Origin of the sequence: Streptomyces sp. MP131-18 (assembly GCF_001984575.1) — a bacterium.
Lineage (GTDB): Bacteria > Actinomycetota > Actinomycetes > Streptomycetales > Streptomycetaceae > Streptomyces > Streptomyces johnsoniae.
Map to the genome: position 1 here is coordinate 1,712,780 of NZ_LZNS01000001.1, position 21,363 is coordinate 1,734,142.

At 71.8% G+C, this 21,363-nt stretch carries 10 protein-coding genes and 1 tRNA gene; 2 read left to right on the forward strand and 9 right to left on the reverse strand.

The annotated features are described in order from the left end of the window. Positions 1 to 10 precede the first annotated feature (10 nt). Positions 11 to 4,678: an ATP-dependent helicase gene (locus STBA_RS07480; protein WP_077058493.1), complete on the forward strand. Its 4,668-nt coding sequence runs from the start codon at positions 11 to 13 to the stop codon at positions 4,676 to 4,678. 67 nt (positions 4,679 to 4,745) lie between these two features. Here the strand turns inward: STBA_RS07480 and STBA_RS07485 are convergent, their stop codons facing one another. From STBA_RS07485 to STBA_RS07520, 8 genes are all read right to left on the reverse strand, one after another. Continuing rightward, entirely contained in the window at positions 4,746 to 5,150 is a 405-nt protein-coding gene (locus STBA_RS07485; RefSeq protein WP_077058494.1) for a helix-turn-helix transcriptional regulator, read from the reverse strand. A gap of 95 nt (positions 5,151 to 5,245) precedes the next feature. Beyond that, complete coding sequence (locus STBA_RS07490) at positions 5,246 to 5,827, reverse strand: CinA family protein (protein ID WP_077063165.1); 582 nt, start codon at positions 5,825 to 5,827, stop codon at positions 5,246 to 5,248. After that, positions 5,817 to 6,374 carry a CDP-diacylglycerol--glycerol-3-phosphate 3-phosphatidyltransferase gene (gene pgsA, locus STBA_RS07495; RefSeq protein WP_366510753.1) on the reverse strand — a complete coding sequence of 186 codons (558 nt, stop codon included), beginning with the start codon at positions 6,372 to 6,374 and terminating at the stop codon, positions 5,817 to 5,819. Before pgsA ends, STBA_RS07490 begins: the two co-directional genes overlap by 11 nt. A gap of 110 nt (positions 6,375 to 6,484) precedes the next feature. Continuing rightward, positions 6,485 to 8,023 (reverse strand): radical SAM protein, encoded by a 1,539-nt coding sequence (locus STBA_RS07500; RefSeq protein ID WP_077058496.1) that lies wholly within the window; start codon positions 8,021 to 8,023, stop codon positions 6,485 to 6,487. A 51-nt stretch (positions 8,024 to 8,074) separates the two neighbouring features. After that, the gene (locus STBA_RS07505) at positions 8,075 to 8,893 is read right to left on the reverse strand and encodes a helix-turn-helix domain-containing protein (protein ID WP_077058497.1); all 819 of its coding nucleotides are present in this window, start codon (positions 8,891 to 8,893) and stop codon (positions 8,075 to 8,077) included. Between the two features lie 131 nt (positions 8,894 to 9,024). Next, on the reverse strand, positions 9,025 to 11,679 hold the full coding sequence (locus STBA_RS07510; protein WP_077058498.1) for a DNA translocase FtsK: 2,655 nt from the start codon (positions 11,677 to 11,679) through the stop codon (positions 9,025 to 9,027). Between the two features lie 58 nt (positions 11,680 to 11,737). After that, positions 11,738 to 12,415 (reverse strand): response regulator, encoded by a 678-nt coding sequence (locus STBA_RS07515; RefSeq protein WP_077058499.1) that lies wholly within the window; start codon positions 12,413 to 12,415, stop codon positions 11,738 to 11,740. Positions 12,416 to 12,805: 390 nt separating this feature from the next. Beyond that, positions 12,806 to 18,349, reverse strand: coding sequence for a HAMP domain-containing protein (locus STBA_RS07520; RefSeq protein ID WP_077063166.1), 5,544 nt, complete (start codon positions 18,347 to 18,349; stop codon positions 12,806 to 12,808). A 236-nt stretch (positions 18,350 to 18,585) separates the two neighbouring features. On the opposite strand from STBA_RS07520, the gene STBA_RS07525 reads away from it, so the two are divergent. Further along, positions 18,586 to 21,195, forward strand: coding sequence for a SpoIIE family protein phosphatase (locus STBA_RS07525; protein ID WP_077058500.1), 2,610 nt, complete (start codon positions 18,586 to 18,588; stop codon positions 21,193 to 21,195). Positions 21,196 to 21,273: 78 nt separating this feature from the next. Here STBA_RS07525 and STBA_RS38260 read toward each other — a convergent pair. After that, positions 21,274 to 21,346: transfer RNA gene (locus STBA_RS38260), tRNA-Thr, on the reverse strand. Between the last annotated feature and the right edge of the window lie 17 nt (positions 21,347 to 21,363).

Genomic DNA, 21,363 nt, shown 5'->3' on the forward strand with positions numbered 1-21,363 from the left:
CGATGGAGTCATGGCAGTCCCCTCCGCGCTCGACCGGTTCTCCCCCGCCACCAGGGCGTGGTTCACGCGTGCCTTCCACGCGCCCACGGCCGCGCAGGAGGGCGCCTGGCAGGCCATCGCGGAGGAGTCGGACGCGCTGGTCGTGGCGCCGACCGGATCGGGCAAGACCCTCGCGGCCTTCCTCGCCTCGCTCGACCGGCTGGCCGCCGTCCCGCCGCCGGCCGAGCCGCGGAAGCGGTGCCGCGTGCTGTATGTCTCACCACTGAAAGCGCTCGCCGTCGATGTCGAGCGCAATCTGCGCAGCCCGCTCACCGGCATCGGACAGGAGTCCGTGCGCCTCGGCCTGCCCCAGCCCGAGATCCGCGTCGGTATCCGCACGGGCGACACCCCGCCTGCCGACCGCCGCTCCATGGTGCGGCGCCCGCCGGACATTCTGATCACCACCCCCGAGTCGCTGTTCCTCATGCTGACCTCGGCGGCCAGGGAGGCACTCGCCGGCGTCGAGACCGTGATCGTCGACGAGGTGCACGCCGTGGCCGGCACCAAGCGCGGCGCGCACCTGGCGCTGACCCTGGAGCGGCTGGACGCGCTGCTGCCCCGTCCGGCCCGGCGCATCGGCCTGTCCGCGACCGTTCGCCCGGTCGACGAGGTCGCCCGGTTCCTGTCCCCGCAGCGCAGGGCCAAGGTCGTGCAGCCGCCCGCGGGCAAGGAGTTCCGGCTCTCCGTGGTGGTGCCCGTGGAGGACATGGGCGAGCTGGGCGGCTCCCCCGTGCCGGACGCGTCGGGCCCCGGCGAGGTGCCGTCGATCTGGCCCTCGGTGGAGGAGCGCATCGCCGATCTGGTTCAGGCCCACCGCTCCACCATCGTCTTCGCCAACTCGCGCCGTCTCGCCGAGCGCCTGTGCAACCGGCTGAACGAGATCGCCCACGAGCGGGCCACCGGCGAGCCGCTGCCCGAGGAGCACGGGCCCGCCTCCCTCATGGGCGGCTCCGGCGCGGCCCGCGGCGCCGGAGCCGTACTGGCCAGGGCCCACCACGGCTCCGTCTCGAAGGAGCAGCGGGCGGCCATCGAGGAGGACCTGAAGGCGGGCCGCCTGCCCGCCGTCGTCGCCACCTCCAGCCTGGAGCTCGGCATCGACATGGGCGCGGTCGACCTGGTCGTCCAGGTCGAGTCCCCGCCCTCGGTGGCCTCCGGACTGCAACGGGTGGGCCGCGCCGGACACCAGGTCGGCGCCGTCTCGGCAGGTGTGGTCTTCCCCAAGTACCGCGGTGACCTGGTGCAGTCGGCCGTCGTCACCGAGCGGATGCGGGCGGGGGCCATCGAGTCGCTGCGCGTTCCGGCCAATCCGCTCGACGTCCTCGCCCAGCAGATCGTCGCCATGACGGCGCTGGACAGCTGGGACGTCGACGAGCTGCTCGCCCTGGTGCGACGAGCCGCCCCCTTCGCCTCGCTGCCCGAGTCGGCCTACCACTCCGTGCTCGACATGCTGGCCGGCCGCTACCCCTCCGACGCGTTCGCCGAGCTGCGCCCCCGGCTGGTGTGGGACCGGGTGGCCCACACCGTCACCGGCCGCCCCGGCGCCCAGCGCCTCGCGGTCACCTCAGGCGGCACGATCCCCGACCGCGGCCTGTTCGGGGTGTTCCTGGCCGGCTCGGACCCGCGGAAGGGCGGCGGGCGGGTCGGCGAGCTGGACGAGGAGATGGTCTACGAGTCCCGCGTGGGCGATGTGTTCACCCTGGGCACCACCTCCTGGCGCATCGAGGACATCACCCGGGACCGCGTCCTGGTCACCCCCGCCCCCGGCGTTCCCGGCCGGCTGCCGTTCTGGAAGGGCGACCAGCTGGGCCGTCCCCTGGAGCTGGGGCGCGCGCTGGGGGCGTTCCTGCGCGAGATCGGCGGCCTTACCGACGCGGCCGCCAGGGAACGGCTGGCCACCGCGGGGCTCGACACCTGGGCCGTGGACAATGTGCTGGCCTACGTGTCCGAGCAGCGCGAGGCCGCCGGCCACGTGCCGGACGACCGCACCATCGTGGTCGAGCGCTTCCGTGACGAGCTGGGCGACTGGCGCGTGGTGGTGCACTCCCCCTTCGGCGCGCAGGTGCACGCCCCGTGGGCGCTGGCCCTGGGGGCCCGGCTGACCGAGCGCTTCGGCCTCGACGCCCAGGTGCTGCACGCGGACGACGGCATCGTGCTGCGGCTGCCGGACGCCGACCTGCTCGCGGCGGAGGCCGGGGACGGGAGCGACGGGACCGGCCACGCGGACGCCGCGTTCGACGAGGGCCGGGCCCCGGTCGGCGCGACCGACGTGCTGTTCGACAAAAGCGAGGTCGACCAGCTCGTCACCGACCAGGTCGGCGGGTCCGCACTGTTCGCCGCACGCTTCCGGGAGTGCGCCGCCCGCGCCCTCCTCCTGCCGCGGCGCGATCCCGGCCGGCGCACCCCGCTGTGGCAGCAGCGCCAGCGCGCGCACCAGCTGCTGTCCGTCGCCTCGGAGTTCGGCTCGTTCCCGATCGTCCTTGAGGCGGTCCGCGAGTGCCTCCAGGACGTGTTCGACGTGCCCGGCCTCACCGAGCTGATGGCCGACATCGAGTCCAGACGCGTCAGGCTGGTCGAGGTCACCACCCGCGAGCCCTCGCCGTTCGCCCGCTCGCTCCTCTTCGGCTACGTCGCCCAGTACCTGTACGAGGGCGACTCCCCGCTCGCCGAGCGGCGCGCCGCCGCCCTGTCCCTGGACTCCCGGCTGCTCGCGGAGCTGCTCGGCAAGGCCGAGCTGCGCGAGCTGCTCGACCCCGGCGTGCTCGCCGACCTGGAGGCCGAGCTGCAGTGGCGCACCGAGGAGCGCCGGGTCAGGGACGCCGAGGGCGTCGCGGACCTGCTGCGGGTCCTCGGCCCGGTCACCGGGGCCGAGCTGGCCGGGCGCGGGGGCCGCGCCGAGTGGGCGCAAGAGCTCGTGGACGCCAGGCGCGCGCTGCGGGTCCGGCTGGCGGGCGAGGACCACTGGGCGGCCGTCGAGGACGCGGGACGCCTGCGCGACGCGCTGGGCGCCGCCCTGCCGGTCGGCGTGCCCGAGGCGTTCACCGAGCCCGTCCCCGACCCGCTGGGCGATCTGCTGGCCCGCTACGCCCGCACGCACGGCCCGTTCACCTCGGCGCAGGCCGCCGCCAGGTTCGGCCTCGGCACGGCCGTGGCCGACGGCGTGCTGCACCGGATGGCCGCCGACGGGCGGCTGGTGCAGGGCGAGTTCAGGCCCGGCGGCGCCGGGCAGGAGTGGTGCGACCCGGCGGTGCTGCGGCGGCTGCGGCGCCGTTCGCTCGCCGCCCTGCGCCAGGAGCTCGAGCCGGTTTCACCGGCGGCGCTCGCCGCCTTCCTCCCGCAGTGGCAGCACGTCGGCCGCCCGGGACGGGGCGGCCTGCGCGGCGTCGACGGCCTGATGCGGACGGTGGAGCAGCTCCAGGGCACACCGGTGCCGGCCTCCGCCCTGGAGCGGCTGGTGCTGCCCTCCCGGGTCGCCGGGTACGCGCCGCCGATGCTCGACGAGCTGACGGCCTCCGGAGAGGTGGTCTGGGCGGGGGCGGGCGCCCTGCCGGGCAAGGACGGCTGGGTGGCGCTGTACCCGGCGGACTCCGCGCCGCTGCTGCTGCCGCCGCCCCACCCGCTGGAGACCTCACCGCTGCACCGGGCGGTACTGGCCGCGCTCGACGGCGGCTACGGCCTGTTCTTCCGGCAGATCGCCGAGCAGGTGCGGGCCGCGGGCGACGAGGCGACGGACGCCGCGCTCGCCACGGCCCTGTGGGAGCTGGCCTGGTCCGGCCTGCTGACGAACGACACCCTGGCCCCGCTCCGCGCCGTCCTCGGCTCCGGCCGCACCGCGGGCTCGGTCGCCCACCGCGGACGCAGGGCCACCCCCCGCGGGCGGTTCGGCGCGCTCACCGTCGGCCAGAGCCGGGCAGCCGCCCCGCGGAACGGTCCGCCGACCGTCGCGGGCCGCTGGTCGCTGCTCCCGGCCCGCGAGACCGATCCGACGCTCCGGGCGCACGCGCTGGCACGTTCACTCCTCGACCGGCACGGGGTCGTCACCCGCGGCGCCGTCGCGGCGGAGGGCGTCGAGGGCGGCTTCTCGGCGGCCTACCGCGTGCTGTCGGTCTTCGAGGAGAGCGGGCAGGCCAGACGCGGCTACGTGGTGGAGGGGCTCGGTGCCGCACAGTTCGCCATGGACGGGGCGGTCGACCGGCTGCGGGCCCTCAGTACGGCCGCCGAGCGCGGCGGCCGGCCACCGGGCGGCGGCGCCGACGGCACTCTGGTACTCGCCGCGGCCGACCCGGCCAATGCCTACGGGGCTGCCCTGCCCTGGCCCGAGCCACCGCAGGGTGCGGCGCACAAGCCGGGGCGCAAGGCCGGGGCGCTGGTGGTGCTGGTGGAGGGGGAGCTGGTGCTCTATCTGGAGCGCGGCGGCCGGACGCTGCTCGCGTGGCCTGCCGACGGCCCCGGGGACGAGGCGGCGCAGCCCTTGCGGGCCGGTGCCGAGGCGCTGGCCCGGGCGGCTGCGGACGGGGCTCTGGGCTCGCTGACGATCGAGCGGGTGAACGGCGAGCCCGTGCTCACCGACCCGTACTGGACGGGGATGCTGGAGGCCGCCGGCTTCCACGCGACACCGCGCGGTCTGCGCCTGCGGCCCTGACGGACGACGGGCGGGGCGGGCCCCGCCGCCTGCGGACTGCACCGGGAGCCTCGGATTGAGCCCCGGATCAGGCCGCGACGACGTCGACGGCCTCGCTCGGGGCCTTGATCGTGACGTGCTCCTCCGGACGGTGGGAGACGGTCGTCACCCGTACCGGATTGAGCATGGGGCGCTCCAGGCCGCGGCCGGCGGGCACCCCGAGAGACGGGACGGTGTCGCTCGCGGCGGACTGGGCCAGCTCTGCCAGGGCCAGCTCGTCGCTGACCTCCCTCAGCAGCTCCGACATCCGCAGATCGAGCGCGTCGCAGATGGCGGACAGCAGCTCGGAGGAAGCTTCCTTCTGTCCCCGCTCGACCTCGGAGAGGTATCCGAGAGAGACCCGTGCGGAGGAAGACACTTCGCGCAGAGTGCGGCCCTGACGTTGGCGCTGCCGACGCAGCACGTCACCCAGCAGGCGACGGAGCAGGATCATCGGTGGCTCCCTCCTCGGACCGTTGGCCTCGCTTGCTTCATGCCCCACCGTACCGCCTCGGACTCCAACCGGGCGGGGAGCGATGTCTTGTTCACTCAGGGCTGCAAACATCCGTCCCCTCCGTTCTGTTCCGTATCCTGCCCCCGTCCGGCGCCCCGGTGTGCGTCACCCGTCAGGGGGAGAATCAGCTCGTTCCGCAGCAGGGCCAGCACCGCTCGGACGCTGCCGGCCCGGATCGCGGCCCGGTCGCCTCGGAGATTGAGCCGCTGAGCCACGACTCCCCCCGTTCCGGGCGCCGAAACCGCTACGTGGACGGTACCGACCGGCTTTCCGTCCTGCGGCTCGGGTCCGGCGACGCCCGTGGTGGCCACGCCCCAGTCCGCGCCGAGCAGCTCCCGCACCCCCCTGGCCAGCTGTCGCGCGACTTCCGCGTCCACCGCGCCGCGCTCGTCCAGCACGGCGCCGTCGACCCCGAGCACGCCGCGCTTGACGTCCGTGGCGTAGGCGGTGACCGAGCCGCGGAAGGCACGGGACGCGCCGGGGATGTCGGTGAGGGCCGCCGCCACCAGGCCGCCCGTCAGCGATTCCGCCACGGCGACCGTCTCGCCGCGCCCGACCAGCAGGCCCAGGACCTGAGCGGCCAGTGAAGGCTCGGCCGGCCGCTGGTTACTGCCCACCGGCCGCACCGTCCGCCGTGCGCCGCTGCCTGGCCAGCCCGGCCCGCCGGAGCACGACCGCCTGCCGCACGTAGTCGAGGCCGGTCGCCACGGTCAGCACGACGGCCACCGCCATCACCCACCAGCGCAGGGAGGCCAGCGGGCCGGTGAGGGCGAGGATGTACATGCCGACGGCGATGCCCTGGGTGAGGGTCTTGGCCTTGCCGCCCCGGCTGGCCGGAATCACTCCGTGCCTGATCACCCAGAAGCGCAGCAGCGTGATGCCCAGCTCGCGCGCGAGGATGACGACTGTCACCCACCAGGACAGGTCGGAGAGGGCCGACAGGCAGATCAGGGCCGCTCCCATGATCGCCTTGTCGGCGATGGGGTCCGCGATCTTGCCGAAGTCGGTGACGAGATTGTGCCGCCTGGCCAGCTCCCCGTCGAAAAGGTCGGTGATCATGGCAATCGTGAACGCCGCCCACGCGAGTGACCGCCAGGCCGGATCGTGTCCGCCCTCAGCGAACATGAGCAGGACGAAGCCGGGAACGAGCAGCAGCCGCACCATCGTAAGTACGTTCGCAATGTTCCACAGGGCTGGTGCGGTGGACGGCCGCGGGGCAGTCGCGGGCCGGTCCGCCGCCGGCCCGCTCCCGGTGGCCCGGGCCGGCGTATCCGTCATCTTCCGGCCCCTGCGGGACTGCCCCCGGCAGCCTGCCGCAGGACCGCAACCAGGTCGACGCCCCGTGCGGCGACGATCTCGGCATCGACGAGCTGCCCGGTCCTCGGCCCGGCGGCCTCCGGCACACCGCCGGCAGGCACGGTGATCACGACCTGCCCGTCGGTCTCGGGGGCCTGGTGCGCGGCGCGGCCGAGAGCGATCACCTCGTGCCCGGCGGGGACGTCCTCCTCCTCGCCGCCGCCCGCCGACTCGACCAGCACGCGGGCCCACTCGCCGACCCGCTCCTCGGCCCGCTGCCCGATCAGCTCCTCGGCCAGCCGGGACACGTGGTCCAGCCGGTCGGCGATCTCCTCGGGCCCGTGCTTGCCCGGGAGCCCGGCAGCCTCGGTGCCCTCCTCGTCCGAGTAGCCGAACACGCCGATCGCGTCCAGTCTCGCGCCGGTGAGGAAGCGTTCCAGCTCGGCCAGGTCGGCCTCGGTCTCGCCGGGGAAGCCGACGATGAAGTTGGAACGGACCCCGGCCTCCGGCGCCTTGGACCGGATGGTGGCGAGCAGGTCGAGGAAGCGATCGGTGTCGCCGAACCGCCGCATCGCGCGCAGCACTCGGGGCGCCGAGTGCTGAAAGGACAGGTCGAAGTACGGCGCGACCTTCTCGGTGCCGGTGAGCACGTCGATCAGGCCCGGGCGCATCTCCGCGGGCTGCAGGTAGCTGACCCGGATGCGCTCCAGGCCGTCGATCGCGGCCAGTTCGGGCAGCAGGGTCTCCAGCAGCCGGATGTCGCCGAGGTCCTTGCCGTAGGACGTGTTGTTCTCCGAGACGAGCATGATCTCGGTGACGCCTTCGCCGGCCAGCCACCGCGCCTCGCCCAGCACGTCGGACGGGCGCCTGGAGATGAACGAGCCGCGGAAGGAGGGGATGGCGCAGAAGGTGCACCTGCGGTCGCAGCCCGAGGCCAGCTTGACCGAGGCCACCGGGCCCGCGCCGAGGCGGCGCCGCAGCGGCGCGCGCGGTCCGGAAGCGGGGGCGACGCCCGCGGGCAGGTCCGCGATGGCACCGTGGCCCGGCAGTGCCACGTCCGTGCCCTGGCGCTCGGCCGGACTCAGCGGCAGCAGCTTGCGACGGTCCCGGGGAACGTGCGGCGCGTGGGCGCCGCCGGACAGGATGGTCGTCAGCCGCTGGGAAATGTCGGCGTAGTCGTCGAAGCCGAGGACCGCATCCGCCTCGGGCAGGGCGTCGGCCAGCTCCTTGCCGTAGCGTTCCGCCATGCAGCCCACGGCGACGACGGCCCGGGTACGGCCGCCCGAGCCTTCGGTCGCCGCAGTCTTCAGCTCCCCGGCCTCCAGAAGGGCGTCCACGGAGTCCTTCTTGGCGGCGTCCACGAAACCGCAGGTGTTCACCACGGCGATCTCGGCGTCCGCCGCGTCCGCCACCAAGTCCCAGCCGTCCGCGGCCAGCCGTCCCGCGAGCTCCTCGGAATCCACCTCGTTACGGGCGCAACCAAGCGTGACGAGGGCGACTGTGCGGCGTTCGGACATGCCCTCAGCCTACTTCGTCCCCGGCCCAGCGCCTGCCCCGCCCGCGGCGGCTCAGCCCTCGCTGGGATCGCCCGGCGTATAGGTCAGGCGCTCGACCTGACCGCGCTCGAAGTCGTCGTCGATCTCCCTGCCGTTGACGTGGAGCTGAACGACTCCGGCATTGCCCAGCACCAGATCGATCTGCTCGTCGTCCTTGAAGGTCTGCGAATCGCCCTCTTCGATAACACCTTCGAAGAGGAGCCGTCCGTTGCTGTCCTTGGCGGACACCCAGCTCGACCCGCCCTCGGCCGTCGCCCTGACGGTGACCTTGTCCGGGGGAACCGCGGCCACCGCGCTCTCCGAGGGAGCGGGCGCGTCCGGCTCGGGGGCCTCCTCCGTCGCCTCCGGCGCGCCGGTCTCACGCGGGTCCGGCGTGTCCGTGCGCGATCCCTCCGCGACCGTGCCCGGGTCCTCGTTCTCCTCGCTTCCGGTGAAGAAGGTGAAGCCGACGAAGGCGACGACCACGACGATGGCCGCCACCATGGCGGCCGTCCAGTTCGGCCGGCGCGGCTCGGGCCGGATGCGCTCGGCTTCGAACAGTGGTCCGGACGAGAGTGGCTGCGGCTCCGGATGCTGTTGACCGTTGTACAGCTCCATCAGCTCGGCCGGATCGGCCCCGACCGCCCGGGCAAGCGTGCGAATGTGGCCTCGGGCATACACGTCTCCGCCGCAACGGGAGAAGTCGTCCTGCTCGATGGCGTGGACGATCGGAATGCGCACCCGGGTGGACGAACTGACCTCGTCCACGGTCAGCTTTGCATCGATGCGCGCCTGTTGGAGGATTCGACCGACGGAAGGCCGGTCCTTGGCGGAAGAGTTGCCGTTGGACACGGGGGCGCCTTTCGAGCGTGAAGCCACGTGCTGTGTTTATAAGTCTAGGGGGGGTCCGAAAGGAACGGGCAACCGGGCCGTCGGCATTTGTCCGCCAACCGGATGGCCGCCACCGGTGCCCCCTGGACTGTCTAGGAGGGAGTCTCCCCCCGGATCAGCGCCAGCACGCCATCGAGTTCGTCGGGCTTGACCAGCACGTCCCTGGCCTTCGACCCCTCGCTCGGCCCCACCACTCCGCGCGACTCCATCAGGTCCATCAGCCGCCCCGCCTTGGCGAAGCCCACCCGCAGCTTGCGCTGGAGCATGGACGTCGATCCGAATTGCGTGGAGACCACCAGCTCGGCCGCCTGGCACAGCAGGTCGAGATCGTCCCCGATCTCCTCGTCGATCTCCTTCTTCTTCCCCGAGGACACCGTGACGTCGTCGCGGAACACCGGCGCCATCTGTTCCTTGCAGTGCTCGACGACGGCCGCCACCTCGTCCTCGGTGATGAACGCGCCCTGCATCCGCACGGGCTTGTTGGCGCCCATCGGCAGGAACAGCCCGTCGCCCTTGCCGATCAGCTTCTCCGCGCCCTGCTGGTCGAGGATGACGCGGCTGTCCGCGAGCGACGAGGTGGCGAACGCGAGCCGGGAGGGCACGTTCGCCTTGATCAGACCGGTGACCACGTCCACGCTCGGCCGCTGGGTGGCCAGCACCAGGTGGATGCCCGCGGCCCGCGCCAGCTGCGTGATCCGCACGATCGCGTCCTCGACATCGCGCGGCGCCACCATCATCAGGTCCGCCAGCTCGTCCACGATCACCAGCAGATACGGGTAGGGCGCCAACTCCCGTTCGCTGCCCGGCGGCGGGGTGGCCTTGCCGGACCGCACCGCCGCGTTGAAGTCGTCGATGTGCCGGTACCCGTAGGCCGCCAGGTCGTCGTAGCGCAGGTCCATCTCGCGCACCACCCACTGGAGGGCCTCGGCGGCGCGCTTCGGATTGGTGATGATGGGCGTGACGAGGTGCGGGATGCCCTCGTAAGCCGTCAGCTCCACCCGCTTGGGGTCGACCAGCACCAGCCGGACATCCTCCGGCGTGGAACGCATCATCACCGAAGTGATCAGGCAGTTGATGCAGGAGGACTTGCCGGAGCCGGTGGCCCCGGCGACCAGCATGTGCGGCATCCGCGCCAGGTTCGCCATGACGTAGCCGCCCTCGACGTCCTTGCCGAGTCCGACCAGCAGCGGGTGATCCTCGCCGGCGGCGTCGGCGGTGCGCAGCACGTCGCCCAGATTGACCATCTCGCGGTCACTGTTGGGAATTTCGATGCCGACCGCCGACTTCCCCGGGATCGGACTGATGATCCGCACGTCGGGACTCGCCACGGCATAGGCGATGTTCTTCGTCAGCGCCGTGATCTTCTCGACCTTCACGGCCGGGCCCAGCTCGATCTCGTAACGCGTCACCGTCGGGCCACGCGTGAAGCCGGTGACGCGGGCATCCACCTTGAACTCGGTGAAAACGTTCGTCAGCGAATCCACCACGGCGTCGTTCGCCGCGCTCCTGACACGGCCGGGGCCGCCGCGGACCAGGAGGTCCAGCGCGGGCAGGGCGTAGGTGATGTCGCCCGACAATTGCAACTGCTCGGCGCGCGGCGGCAGCGGGTCGGACGGCTCGGGGGCCTTCTTGGTCAGGTCGGGAACGCCGCCGGAGTCCTCGCCGTCCCTGGCCGTCCGCGGCCCGGCGCCGCCGTTCTCCGCGCCGCCGCCCGGCCGGCCGGCCGCGACGCGGCTGCTGAGATCGGCCACCACCGGCGAGGGGTCGACCCCGTGCCGCACCGCGCCGTCCAGCGCGGCGGCCGCGGCCGACGCCACGTCCACCGGGTCCTCGCCGCCGCGGGACGCGGCCCGGCCGCCGCCGCGGCGCGCCCTGCGGCGGCTCTCCAGAGCGGCCCGTTCGGCCAGGTCCGGCGGCGGGCCGACGGGCTCGGGGTCGTCGCGGTAACGCTCCACCAGGAACTCGGTCTCCGTGCCCGGCTCGTTGCCCGCGAGCAGGCCGAGGCGGATGGCGCCCTGCCTGAGCCGCCGGGGAATGGCGTTGACGGGGGTGGCGGTGACCACGAGCAGCCCGAAGACCGTCAGCAGCGTCAGCAGCGCCACGGCGAGCGGCTCCCCGACGGCCACGATCAACGGGCGGGACGCGGCCCAGCCGAGGTGACCGCCGGTGTCCCGCAGGGCCTGCGCGCCCTCACTGCGCCCCGGGGCGCCCGTCGCGATGTGCACCAGCCCCAGCACGCCCACCAGCAGCGCGCTGAGCCCGATGACGATGCGGCCGTTGGCCTCCTGCTTCTCCGGATGCCGGATCAGCCGCACCGCGATGAAGCCGAGAACAAGCGGAAAGACCAGGTCGAGGCGACCGAAGGCACCCGTGACCAGCATGGTGACCAACTCGCCCACCGGGCCCTGGAGATTCGACCACGTGCCCGCGGCCACCACGAGGGCGAGGCCGAGCAGCAGCAGCGCCTCGCCGTCCTTGCGGTGCGCGGGGTCCAGTCCCTTGGCGCCACGCCCTATGCCGCGCAGCAGCGCCCCCACCGGGTGCGCAATGCCGAGCCACATACCGCGGATGATCCGGAAAGCAATATGCCGCCGCGGGGCGGGCTTCTTCGCCGGGGCAGCAGCCTTCTTCTTGGGCGCGGCTTTCTTCGCGGGCGCCTTCTTCGCGGGCGCCGCCTTCTTGGCTCCGCCCCCACCGCGCCCGGCGCGCGCGCTCTGGGAACCCTTGCCGGACGTACCTGAGGCCATGGAGGTGAGGTTACCGGGGCGGCACGTCCTGAGCACGGAGCACGTGCCGCTCGGCGGCTCAGCCGGTCTGCGGCTCCACGGACTTCTCCTCCGCGGCGCCGGGCTGCAACGCGTCCAGCGCGCGACGCAGACCTGACAGCTTGCGCTCCAGGTGGGCCGCCGTGGACACGGCCGGCCCGCCGCCCGACTCGGACAGCTCCTTGGTCAAGACCTCGGCCTGCTCCTCGACGGCGGCCAGCCGCGCGGACAGCTCGGGAAGCAGGCCGCCCGCGGAACGCTCCGTGTCCGCGCTCGCCTGGCCGCCCTCCAGCTCGCGGCGCAACAGCATGGCCTGCTCGCGCAGTTGCATGTTCTTCATGTGCAACTCGACGAAGACCGACACCTTGGCCCGCAGCACCCACGGGTCGAAGGGCTTGGAGATGTAGTCGACGGCCCCCGCCGCGTAGCCGCGGAACGTGTGGTGCGGGCCGTGGTTGATCGCGGTGAGGAAAATGATGGGGATGTCACGCGTCCGCTCGCGCCGCTTGATGTGTGCGGCGGTCTCGAAGCCGTCCATCCCCGGCATCTGAACGTCGAGCAGGATTACTGCGAAGTCTTCCGTGAGCAGCGCCTTGAGCGCTTCCTCCCCTGACGATGCCCGGACCAATGTCTGATCGAGCGCCGAGAGAATCGCCTCGAGCGCCAGCAGATTCTCGGGCCGGTCATCGACCAGGAGGATCTTGGCCTTCTGCACCATGGCCCGTCCTCCTTGCCCCTGCGGCGCGGCCGTGCGCCGCCGTTGTGGACGGCACCCTCACGCCGTCCGGTCCTGTGCCGGACATGTTGACATCCTCCCCGGCGCCATTGCCAGCGAGTGCGGTGCTCACCACAAGCACGCGCGGTGACCCCCGACGGGACCCTCACCCGTCACGAGGTACCGAAAACACCCCGGCCTGATCCCCGCTATACCGGAAAAAACGCCCTGCTCGCTCATTCGGCGACCAGCAGCGCAAGGCACCCGGTGATCAGTACATTGCGCTGCGTCACGATACCACGCACTCCACACCTGGGCGAACTGCGTTGCATGCACCGCGAGAACGAGCACACCGTCCTCAAAGTTCCCCCACACGGCCGGTCATGCGGCGGATCACTTCCTGCCTGCCTCCATCCACTGGCTCATCACCGTCATCAGATAATCAGTGTCGACCGGCTTCGTCACGTAGTCCGAGGCCCCGGACTCGATGCTCTTCTCCCGGTCGCCCTTCATCGCCTTCGCGGTCAGCGCGATGATCGGCAGCCCCGCGAACTGCGGCATACGGCGGATCGCCGACGTCGTCGAATAGCCGTCCATCTCCGGCATCATGATGTCCATCAGCACCAGCGCCACGTCCTCGTTGGACTCCAGCACCTCGATGCCCTCCCGCCCGTTCTCGGCGTAGAGGACCCGAAGACCGTGCTGCTCCAGCACGCTGGTCAGCGCGAACACGTTCCGCACGTCGTCGTCCACGATCAGCACCTTCCGCCCGCGGAAGTCCCGCAGCACGGCACGCAGCGCCTCCCGGTCCGCGGCCGGCCCGGGGCCCTGCTCCTGCTCCTCCTCCGGCTCCTGCTGCTCGTGCGAAGCCCCGTTCTCCGCGAACCGCTCCCGGTGACGCCGCGTCAGCGACTGGGCGGCGCGCTCGGCCGCGGCCGACGCCTCGCGGTTCTTGCGCTCCTGCCGCTCGGCGGCCGACCGCGCCTCCGCGGCGTCCTCCGTCGCCCCGCCCTCGGCGGCGGCCGACGCCTCCGGGCCAGCTTCGAGTGCGGCCGGCGCGGCGCCACCGGCCTCGACGGCCAGCGTGCCGCTGACCATCTGCCCGTAGCCGGGCGGCGGCAGCTCGGCCGGCTGGAGCGGCAGATACAGCGTGAACGTCGAACCACGGCCCGGCTCGCTCGCGGCGTGGATCTCGCCGCCGAGCAGCCGCGCGATCTCCCGGCTGATCGAAAGCCCCAGGCCCGTGCCGCCGTACTTGCGGCTCGTCGTGCCGTCGGCCTGCTTGAACGCCTCGAAGATCACCCGCATCTTGCTCGCGGCGATCCCGATGCCGGTGTCGGACACGGCGAACGCGACCAGCGGCGCGTCCGCCGTCCGCACGGAACCGCTCTCCAGCATCTGCTCGCGGATCTCGTTCGGCACCTCAGCGGCGGCCGGGCGGATCACCAGCTCGACCGAGCCCGTGTCCGTGAACTTCACCGCGTTCGACAGCAGGTTGCGCAGCACCTGGAGGAGCCGCTGCTCGTCGGTGTGCAGCGTGGCCGGCAGCTCGGGCGAGACCCGCACGGAGAACTCCAGGTTCTTCTCCGCCGTCAGCGGCCGGAACGACGCCTCGATGTAGTCCACCAGCTGCACCAGGGCGATGCGCGCCGGGCTGACGTCCATCTTCCCGGCCTCCACCTTGGACAGGTCGAGGATGTCGTTGATCAGCTGGAGCAGGTCGGAGCCCGCGCCGTGGATCGTCTCGGCGAACTCGACCTGCTTCGGCGACAGATTGCCCTCGGCGTTGTCGGCGAGCAGCTTGGCGAGGATCAGCAGCGAGTTCAGCGGGGTGCGCAGCTCGTGCGACATGTTCGCCAGGAACTCGGACTTGTAGCGCATCGAGACCGCGAGCTGCTCGGCCCGCTCCTGGAGACCGCGCCTGGCCTCCTCGATCTCCGAGTTCTTCACCTCGATGTTGCGGTTGGTCTCGGCCAGCAGGTCCGCCTTGTCCTTCAGCTCGGCGTTGGACTCCTCCAGCGCCCGGCGCTGCCGCTCCAGCTCCGCCGTCTGGTCCTGGAGCTTCGTCGCCAGCTCCTGCGACTGCTTCAGCAGCATTTCCGTACGGGTGTTGACGCTGATCGTGTTGACGCTCGTGGCGATCATCTCCGCCATCTGCGTCAGGAAGTCCCGCTCGATGTGCGTGAACGGCTTGAACGACGCCAGCTCCAGCACGCCGAGCACCCGCTCCTCGAACACCACCGGCAGAATGATCACCGTCACCGGCGGCGCCTCGCCGAGGCCCGAGGAGATCCGCAGGTAGCCCTCCGGCGTCGGACCGAACAGCAGAATCCTGCTCTCCGCCGCCGCGGTGCCGATCAGCCCCTCCCCCGGCCGGAACGACAGTGACTGCGCGTCCGGCGCGTAGCCGTAGGCGGCGATCATGCGCAGCTCGTACGCGTCGTCGTCGCCCGCACCGGTCACCAGGTCCTCGTCGCCGTCGACCGGCACCGACAGGTAGAACCCGCCGTGCTGCGCCGCGACCGCCGGGCACAGCTCGCTCATGATCAGCTTGGCGACGGCCGTCAGGTCCCGCCTGCCCTGCATCTGCGCCGAGATCCGCGCCAGGTTGCCCTTCAGCCAGTCCTGCTCCTTGTTGGCCTGCGTGGCCTCCCGCAGATTCCGGATCATGGCGTTGACCCGCTCCTGAACGGTCAGGATCTCGCCCGCCGCGTCGGTGTCGATGCGCACATTGTGATCACCACGCGTCACGAACGTCGCGACGCGGGCGATGCCGCGCACTTGGCCGGTCAGATTGCCCGCCATCTCGTTCACCGAATCGGTCAGGTCCTTCCAGGTGCCGGCGACGCCCGGCACCCGCGCCTGCCCGCCGAGCTGCCCCTGCGTGCCCACCTCCCTGGCCACCTTGGTCACCTGGTCGGCGAACAGGGAGAGCTGGTCGACCATCGTGTTGAGGGTCTCCTTCAGCTCCTGGATCTCGCCCCGCGCGTCGATGTCCATCTTGCGCGTCAGGTCGCCCTTGGCGATGGCCGTCGTGACCATGGTGATGCTCCGCACCTGCCCGGTCAGGTTGGACGCCATCGAGTTCACCGACTCGGTCAGGTCCCGCCAGGTCCCCGAGACGCCCGGCACCTTCGCCTGGCCGCCCAGGCGCCCCTCCGTGCCCACCTCGCGCGCCACACGCGTGACTTCCGCCGCGAACGACGACAGCGTCGTCACCATGCGGTTGACGGTGTCCGCGAGCGCGGCCACCTCGCCCTGCGCCTCCACGGTGACCTTGCGCGACAGGTCACCGTTGGCCACGGCCGTGGCGACCTCCGAGATGTTCCGCACCTGGCCCGTCAGATTGCGGGCCATGAGGTTGACGTTGTCCGTCAGGTCCTTCCACGTGCCGGAGACACCCCGCACCTCGGCCTGGCCGCCCAGCTGGCCCTGCGTGCCGACCTCGCGCGCGACCCGCGTCACCTCGTCCGCGAAGGACGACAGCTGATCCACCATGGTGTTGACGGTGGTCACCAGCACCAGGAACTCGCCCCTGGAGTCCACCGTGATCTTCTTCGACAGATCGCCCTTCGCGACCGCGGTGGTGACGTCCGAGATGTTCCGCACCTGCGAGGTCAGGTTGTTCGCCATGCCGTTGACGGACTGCGTGAGGTCCTTCCAGGTCCCGGCGACCCCCTCGACCTCCGCCTGGCCGCCGAGCCTGCCCTCGGTACCCACCTCGCGGGCCACCCGCGTCACCTGCTCCGCGAACGAAGACAGCTGGTCCACCATCGTGTTCAGCGTGTCCTTCAGCTCCAGGAACTCGCCGCGTGCATCCACCGTGATCTTCTGCGACAGGTCACCGCGCGCGACGGCCGTCGCCACCCCCGCGATGTTCCGCACCTGATCGGTGAGGTTGGACGCCATACCGTTGACGGAGTCGGTCAGGTCCCGCCAGACACCCGCCACATCGGACACCTGCGCCTGCCCGCCGAGCCTGCCCTCGGTACCCACCTGCCGCGCAACCCGCGTGACCTGCTCCGCGAACGAAGACAGCTGGTCCACCATCGTGTTCACGGTGTTCTTGAGTGCGAGGATCTCGCCCCTGGCGTCGACCTCGATCTTCTGCGACAGATCGCCGCGCGCCACGGCGGTCGTCACCTGCGCGATATTGCGCACTTGGTCGGTGAGGTTGAACGCCATCTGGTTCACGGAGTCCGTCAGCGCCTTCCACGTGCCGCTGACGCCGTCCACGCGGGCCTGGCCGCCGAGCCGCCCGTCGATGCCGACCTCGGTGGCCACGCGGGTCACCTGCTCGGCGAAGGACGAGAGCTGGTCGACCATTCTGTTGACGGTGTTCTTCAGCTCCAGCATCTCGCCGGAGACGTCCACCGTCACCTTCTGCGACAGATCGCCGTTCGCCACCGCCGTCGTCACGGAAGCGATGTTCCGCACCTGGTCCGTCAGGTTCCTGAAGGCGGTGTTCACCGAATCGGTGAGGTCCTTCCAGGCCCCCGCCACCCCGAGCACTGACGCCTGACCGCCGAGCGCGCCCTCGTCGCCGATCTCCCGGGCGACGCGCGTGACCTCGGACTGGAACGAGGACAGCTGATCCACGGTCCTGTTGACGGTGTTCTTCAGCTCCAGCATCTCGCCGGAGACGTCCACCGTCACCTTCTGCGACAGATCGCCGTTCGCCACCGCCGTCGTGACCTGCGCAATGTCGCGCACCTGATCCGACAGGTTCCTGAAGGCGGTGTTGACCGAGTCCGTCAGCTCCTTCCACACGCCGGCGACGCCCTGGACGCGAGCCTGCCCGCCCAGCGTCCCCTCGGTGCCGATCTCGGTGGCGGTGCGCGTCACCTCGTCGGCGAACGACGAAAGCGTCCCGGTCATCGCATTGATCGTGTCCGCGAGCCGTGCCACCTCGCCGCTCGCGCTGACGGTGATCTTCTGGGACAGGTCACCGTTCGCCACGGCCGTCGTGACCTGCGCGATCTCCCGCACCTGCTTCGTCAGGTTCCCCGCCATCAAGTTGACCGAATCGGTCAGGTCCTTCCACACCCCCGCGACGCCCTGGACCCGCGCCTGGCCGCCGAGCACCCCGTCGGTGCCGACCTCGCGGGCCACCCGCGTCACCTCGGACTGGAACGAGGAGAGCTGGTCCACCATGGTGTTCACGGTGTTCTTCAGCTCCTGCATCTCCCCGGCCACATGCACGGTGACCTTGCGGGACAAGTCGCCGTCCGCCACCGCCTTGGTCACCCCGGCGATGTCACGGACCTGCGCCGTCAGCCGGGCGGCCATCGTGTTGACGGAGTCCGTGAGGTCCTTCCACGAGCCGGTCATGCCGCGTACCCGCGCCTGGCCGCCGAGCTTGCCCTCCGTGCCGACCTCGCTCGCCACCCGGGTCACCTCGTCGGCGAACTCGGACAGCTGGTCGACCAGCCCGTTCACCGTCCGGCCCATCCGCAGGAACTCGCCCCGCAGCGGCCGCCCCGGCCCCTTGCCCGCCTGCGCCCGCAACTCCATCCGCTGCCGCAGGTCGCCCTCGGCGACGGCGGACAGCACGCGGCCGACCTCGGCCACGGGCCGCGCCAGATCGTCCACCAGGTCGTTCGCGTCGTCGATGGCCTTGGCCCAGGCGCCCTCGCACAGGCCGGTCTCCAGGCGCTCGCTCAGCTTCCCCTCGCGGCCGACGACCCGCCGCACCTGCGCCAGCTGGCCGGTGACGTGCAGGTTGCGCTCGGCAACCTCGTTGTAGACCGCGGCGATCTCCGCCATCGGCCCTTCACTCGCGACGGTGAGCCGCTTGCGCAGATTGCCGTCCCGCATCGCCTCGAGCGCCGAGAGCAGCCGGTTCAGGGCAGCAGCATCCACTTCAACGGTGCCACCGCTCCTGGACCTCTTCGCTCGTGCAGCCGTACCAGCACGCGCAACTGCTCCGTCAGACACCACTGTGTCCCTCCCGCGGGTCGACCATCCGGTCAGGGCTTTCACATCACGCGTTCCCAGTGTTTCACTCCCGACGGACCGGGCGATAACAGTTCGGCAGCATCGCATACCACTGTTTTCCCGGTCGGGGGGAAATCGGCGGATGCGCTGTCCGCGGGGGCGGCCGACCTCAGTAACCTGGCTTCCGGCTGTCCATGCGGCACCGGGTAGCGACGACAGACCTTTGGGGGAGTGACGTGATCACCGCGCGAGCTGCGGCCACCTTCGAGCCGGTTGGACGCTCGGTCGCGACCGCGCGGGGTTTTGTCCGGGACACGCTCCAGGGCTGGGGCCTCACCGACCTGATCGAGGACGCGGTCGTCCTCACCAGTGAGCTGGTGACCAATGCCGTGGTGCACGCCGGAACGTCGGCGGACGTCCGCTGCCTGCGGGACCCCGAGGGCGTCCGCGTCGAGGTCGTCGACCGCCACCCGGAGCGCGAGCTGCCGCTCGCCGAGGTCTCCCGCGGCCGGCTCGACCTGAACAGCGAGGGAGGCCGCGGGCTGCTGCTGTGCGCGGCCCTCGCCTCTCGCTGGGGCGTGGACTACACGGCGACCGACAAGTGCGTGTGGTTCCGCCTCGACCAGCAGGCACTGCCGGTCGGCACCCGCTCCGCGGGCCCCGTACTGCCCACCGAGGCGCTCCCGGTCAGCGATACGCGCGTGCGCGTGGCCGTCGTCCAGGTGGACCGGGCCGACAGCATCACGGCCTGGAACGACGATGCCAGGGAGCTGTTCGGCTACACCGCGGAGCAGGTCGTCGGCAAGCCGCTGGCCGACCTCGCCGCCTGGCCCCAGACCCCCGGCACCGGCACCGGCATTGCCGAGGCTCTGGCCCTGTCCCGCTGGGAGGGCAGCTACGGCCTGTGCGACTCCGAGGGCAGGACCGTTCCCGTGTACGCCTGCCACCTGCGGGTCCGCGACGCCCAAGGCGAGCCGTCGACCGTGTGCCTCATCGTGCGCGACCAGGAGCGGGCCATCCTCCAGAGCCCGTCCCGGCTGCCCGTCCACGGCACGGACCCCCTGGACCGGGCCGGCGGCGACCCGCTGGACGCCCTGATCGGCTCCCCTCCCCCGGACGACCTCGACGGCCTCCTCCAGCGCACGGTGGAACGCGCGCGCGACATGCTCGACGGCGATGCCGCGTTCCTGCTGCTGGCCACCGACGACGAAACGGAGCTGGAGGTCCGCGCCACCACAGGACTGCCCTCCGCCCGCCAGCGCTTCGCCCGCGTTCCCGTGGAGACCGGCAGCGGACGCTACGGCTCGGCGCGCATGCCCTCCGTCCACGAGGACCTCGCGACGGCGCCCGGTGCGGTGCCCCTGCTCTCCGGCACCGGCATGCACGCCGTGGTGATCGTGCCGCTGAAGGTCGAGGGCCGCCTCACCGGCTCGCTCGGCGTCGCCTCCGAGACGCCCGGCCGGTACAGCAACGAGGAGGCGCTGCGCCTCCAGTTCGCCGCCGACCGCATCGCGCTCGCCGTGGAGTCCGCCCGGCTGACCGAGCTGGAGCGGCTGCGCCGTGGCTCGCTCGCCTTCCTCGTCGAGGCGTCCGAGCTGCTGGCCGGCACGCTCGACCGGAATCAGACTCTGGCCCTCATGGCGCAGATGACCGTCCCGACGCTGGCCACCTGGTGCGCCGTCTACACCATTCCCGAGCCGGGTTCCGAGCCGGTGCTGTCCTACGTCCTGCACGAGGACGAGGAGCGGATCGACGGCATCAAGGCCCTGCTGGACCGCGTCGACCCGCCCGACCCCGATATCGACCTGGGGGTGCGGCCCTGGACGGCCCCGGCGGACGCCGCGCACAACACGGCGCTGCGCAGTTCGCTGCGCAGCCTCGCCCTCGGCGAGCTGCCGTCGGCCGGCGGGGGCGCGCCTGGTACGGGCCTCGGCACGGCCGCGGCCGTGGGCGGCGAGACGGTGGTGCTGCCGCTCATCGCGCGCAACCGCGTCATCGGGCTCCTCGCCCTGGGCAAGCCCACGGACGAACGCTTCCGCCAGGACATCCTGGAGCTGGCCGAGGACCTGTCCCGCCGGGCCGCACTGGCCCTGGACAATGCGCGCCTCTACAGCGAACGCACCGCCATCAGCCAGTCGTTGCAGCGCAGCCTGCTGCCTCCCGAGCTGCCGGAGATCGACGGCGTCGACGTCGAGGTCATCTACCGGGCCGCCGGCGAGGGCAATGAGGTCGGCGGCGACTTCTACGACGTGTTCCCGATCCGCGAGGGCGCCTACGGCTTCGCCATCGGCGACGTGTGCGGCACGGGGCCGCTCGCCGCCGCGGTCACGGGCCTGGCCCGGCACGCGCTGCGCCTTCTGGCGCGGGAGGGCCTGGGCGGCCCCGCCGTGCTGGAGCGGCTGAACGCGGCGATCCTGGAGGAAGGTCCCCGTTCCCGCTTCATCACCCTGCTGTACGGGGAGTTGTGGCCGCAGCCCGAGGGCGGCGCGCTGCTGAAGATGGTGTGCGCCGGGCATCCGCTGCCGCTGCGCCTCACGCCCGACGGAACGGTCGCGCCTGCGGCGAGCCCGCAGCCGCTGCTCGGGGTGATGGACGATCTGGAGTTGTACGAGCAGACCACGGTGCTGAATCCGGGCGATGTCCTGCTGTGCGTCACGGATGGCGTCACCGAACGCCGGGAAGGCACCCGGATGTTGGGCGACGACGGTCTCGCGGACGTGCTCGGTTCCTGCACCGGCATGACCGCCGGCGCCGTCGCGTCCCGAGTCCTGCGTGCGGTGGAACGCTTCGCATCCGACGCCCCGTCCGACGACATGGCGATTCTGACGCTCCGCATCCCGGAATAGGCGGGCGGGAGCGGCAGTCAGGAAAAGCAAAAAGGCCCCCGCTTGAAAGGCGGGAGCCTGAAAATCATGCAGTTGTTGAGCCCCAAAACGGAATCGAACCGTTGACCTTCTCCTTACCATGGAGACGCTCTGCCGACTGAGCTATTGGGGCGTTATTGTCCGGCGGTG

Coding starts and splice junctions, on each gene's coding strand:
- STBA_RS07485 (WP_077058494.1), bottom strand. CDS start 5,150: ATGATCCTGCTCCGTCGCCTGCTGGGTGACGTGCTGCGTCGGCAGCGC.
- STBA_RS07510 (WP_077058498.1), bottom strand. CDS start 11,679: ATGGCCTCAGGTACGTCCGGCAAGGGTTCCCAGAGCGCGCGCGCCGGG.
- STBA_RS07500 (WP_077058496.1), bottom strand. CDS start 8,023: ATGTCCGAACGCCGCACAGTCGCCCTCGTCACGCTTGGTTGCGCCCGT.
- STBA_RS07515 (WP_077058499.1), bottom strand. CDS start 12,415: ATGGTGCAGAAGGCCAAGATCCTCCTGGTCGATGACCGGCCCGAGAAT.
- pgsA (WP_366510753.1), bottom strand. CDS start 6,374: ATGGTGCGGCTGCTGCTCGTTCCCGGCTTCGTCCTGCTCATGTTCGCT.
- STBA_RS07480 (WP_077058493.1), top strand. CDS start 11: ATGGCAGTCCCCTCCGCGCTCGACCGGTTCTCCCCCGCCACCAGGGCG.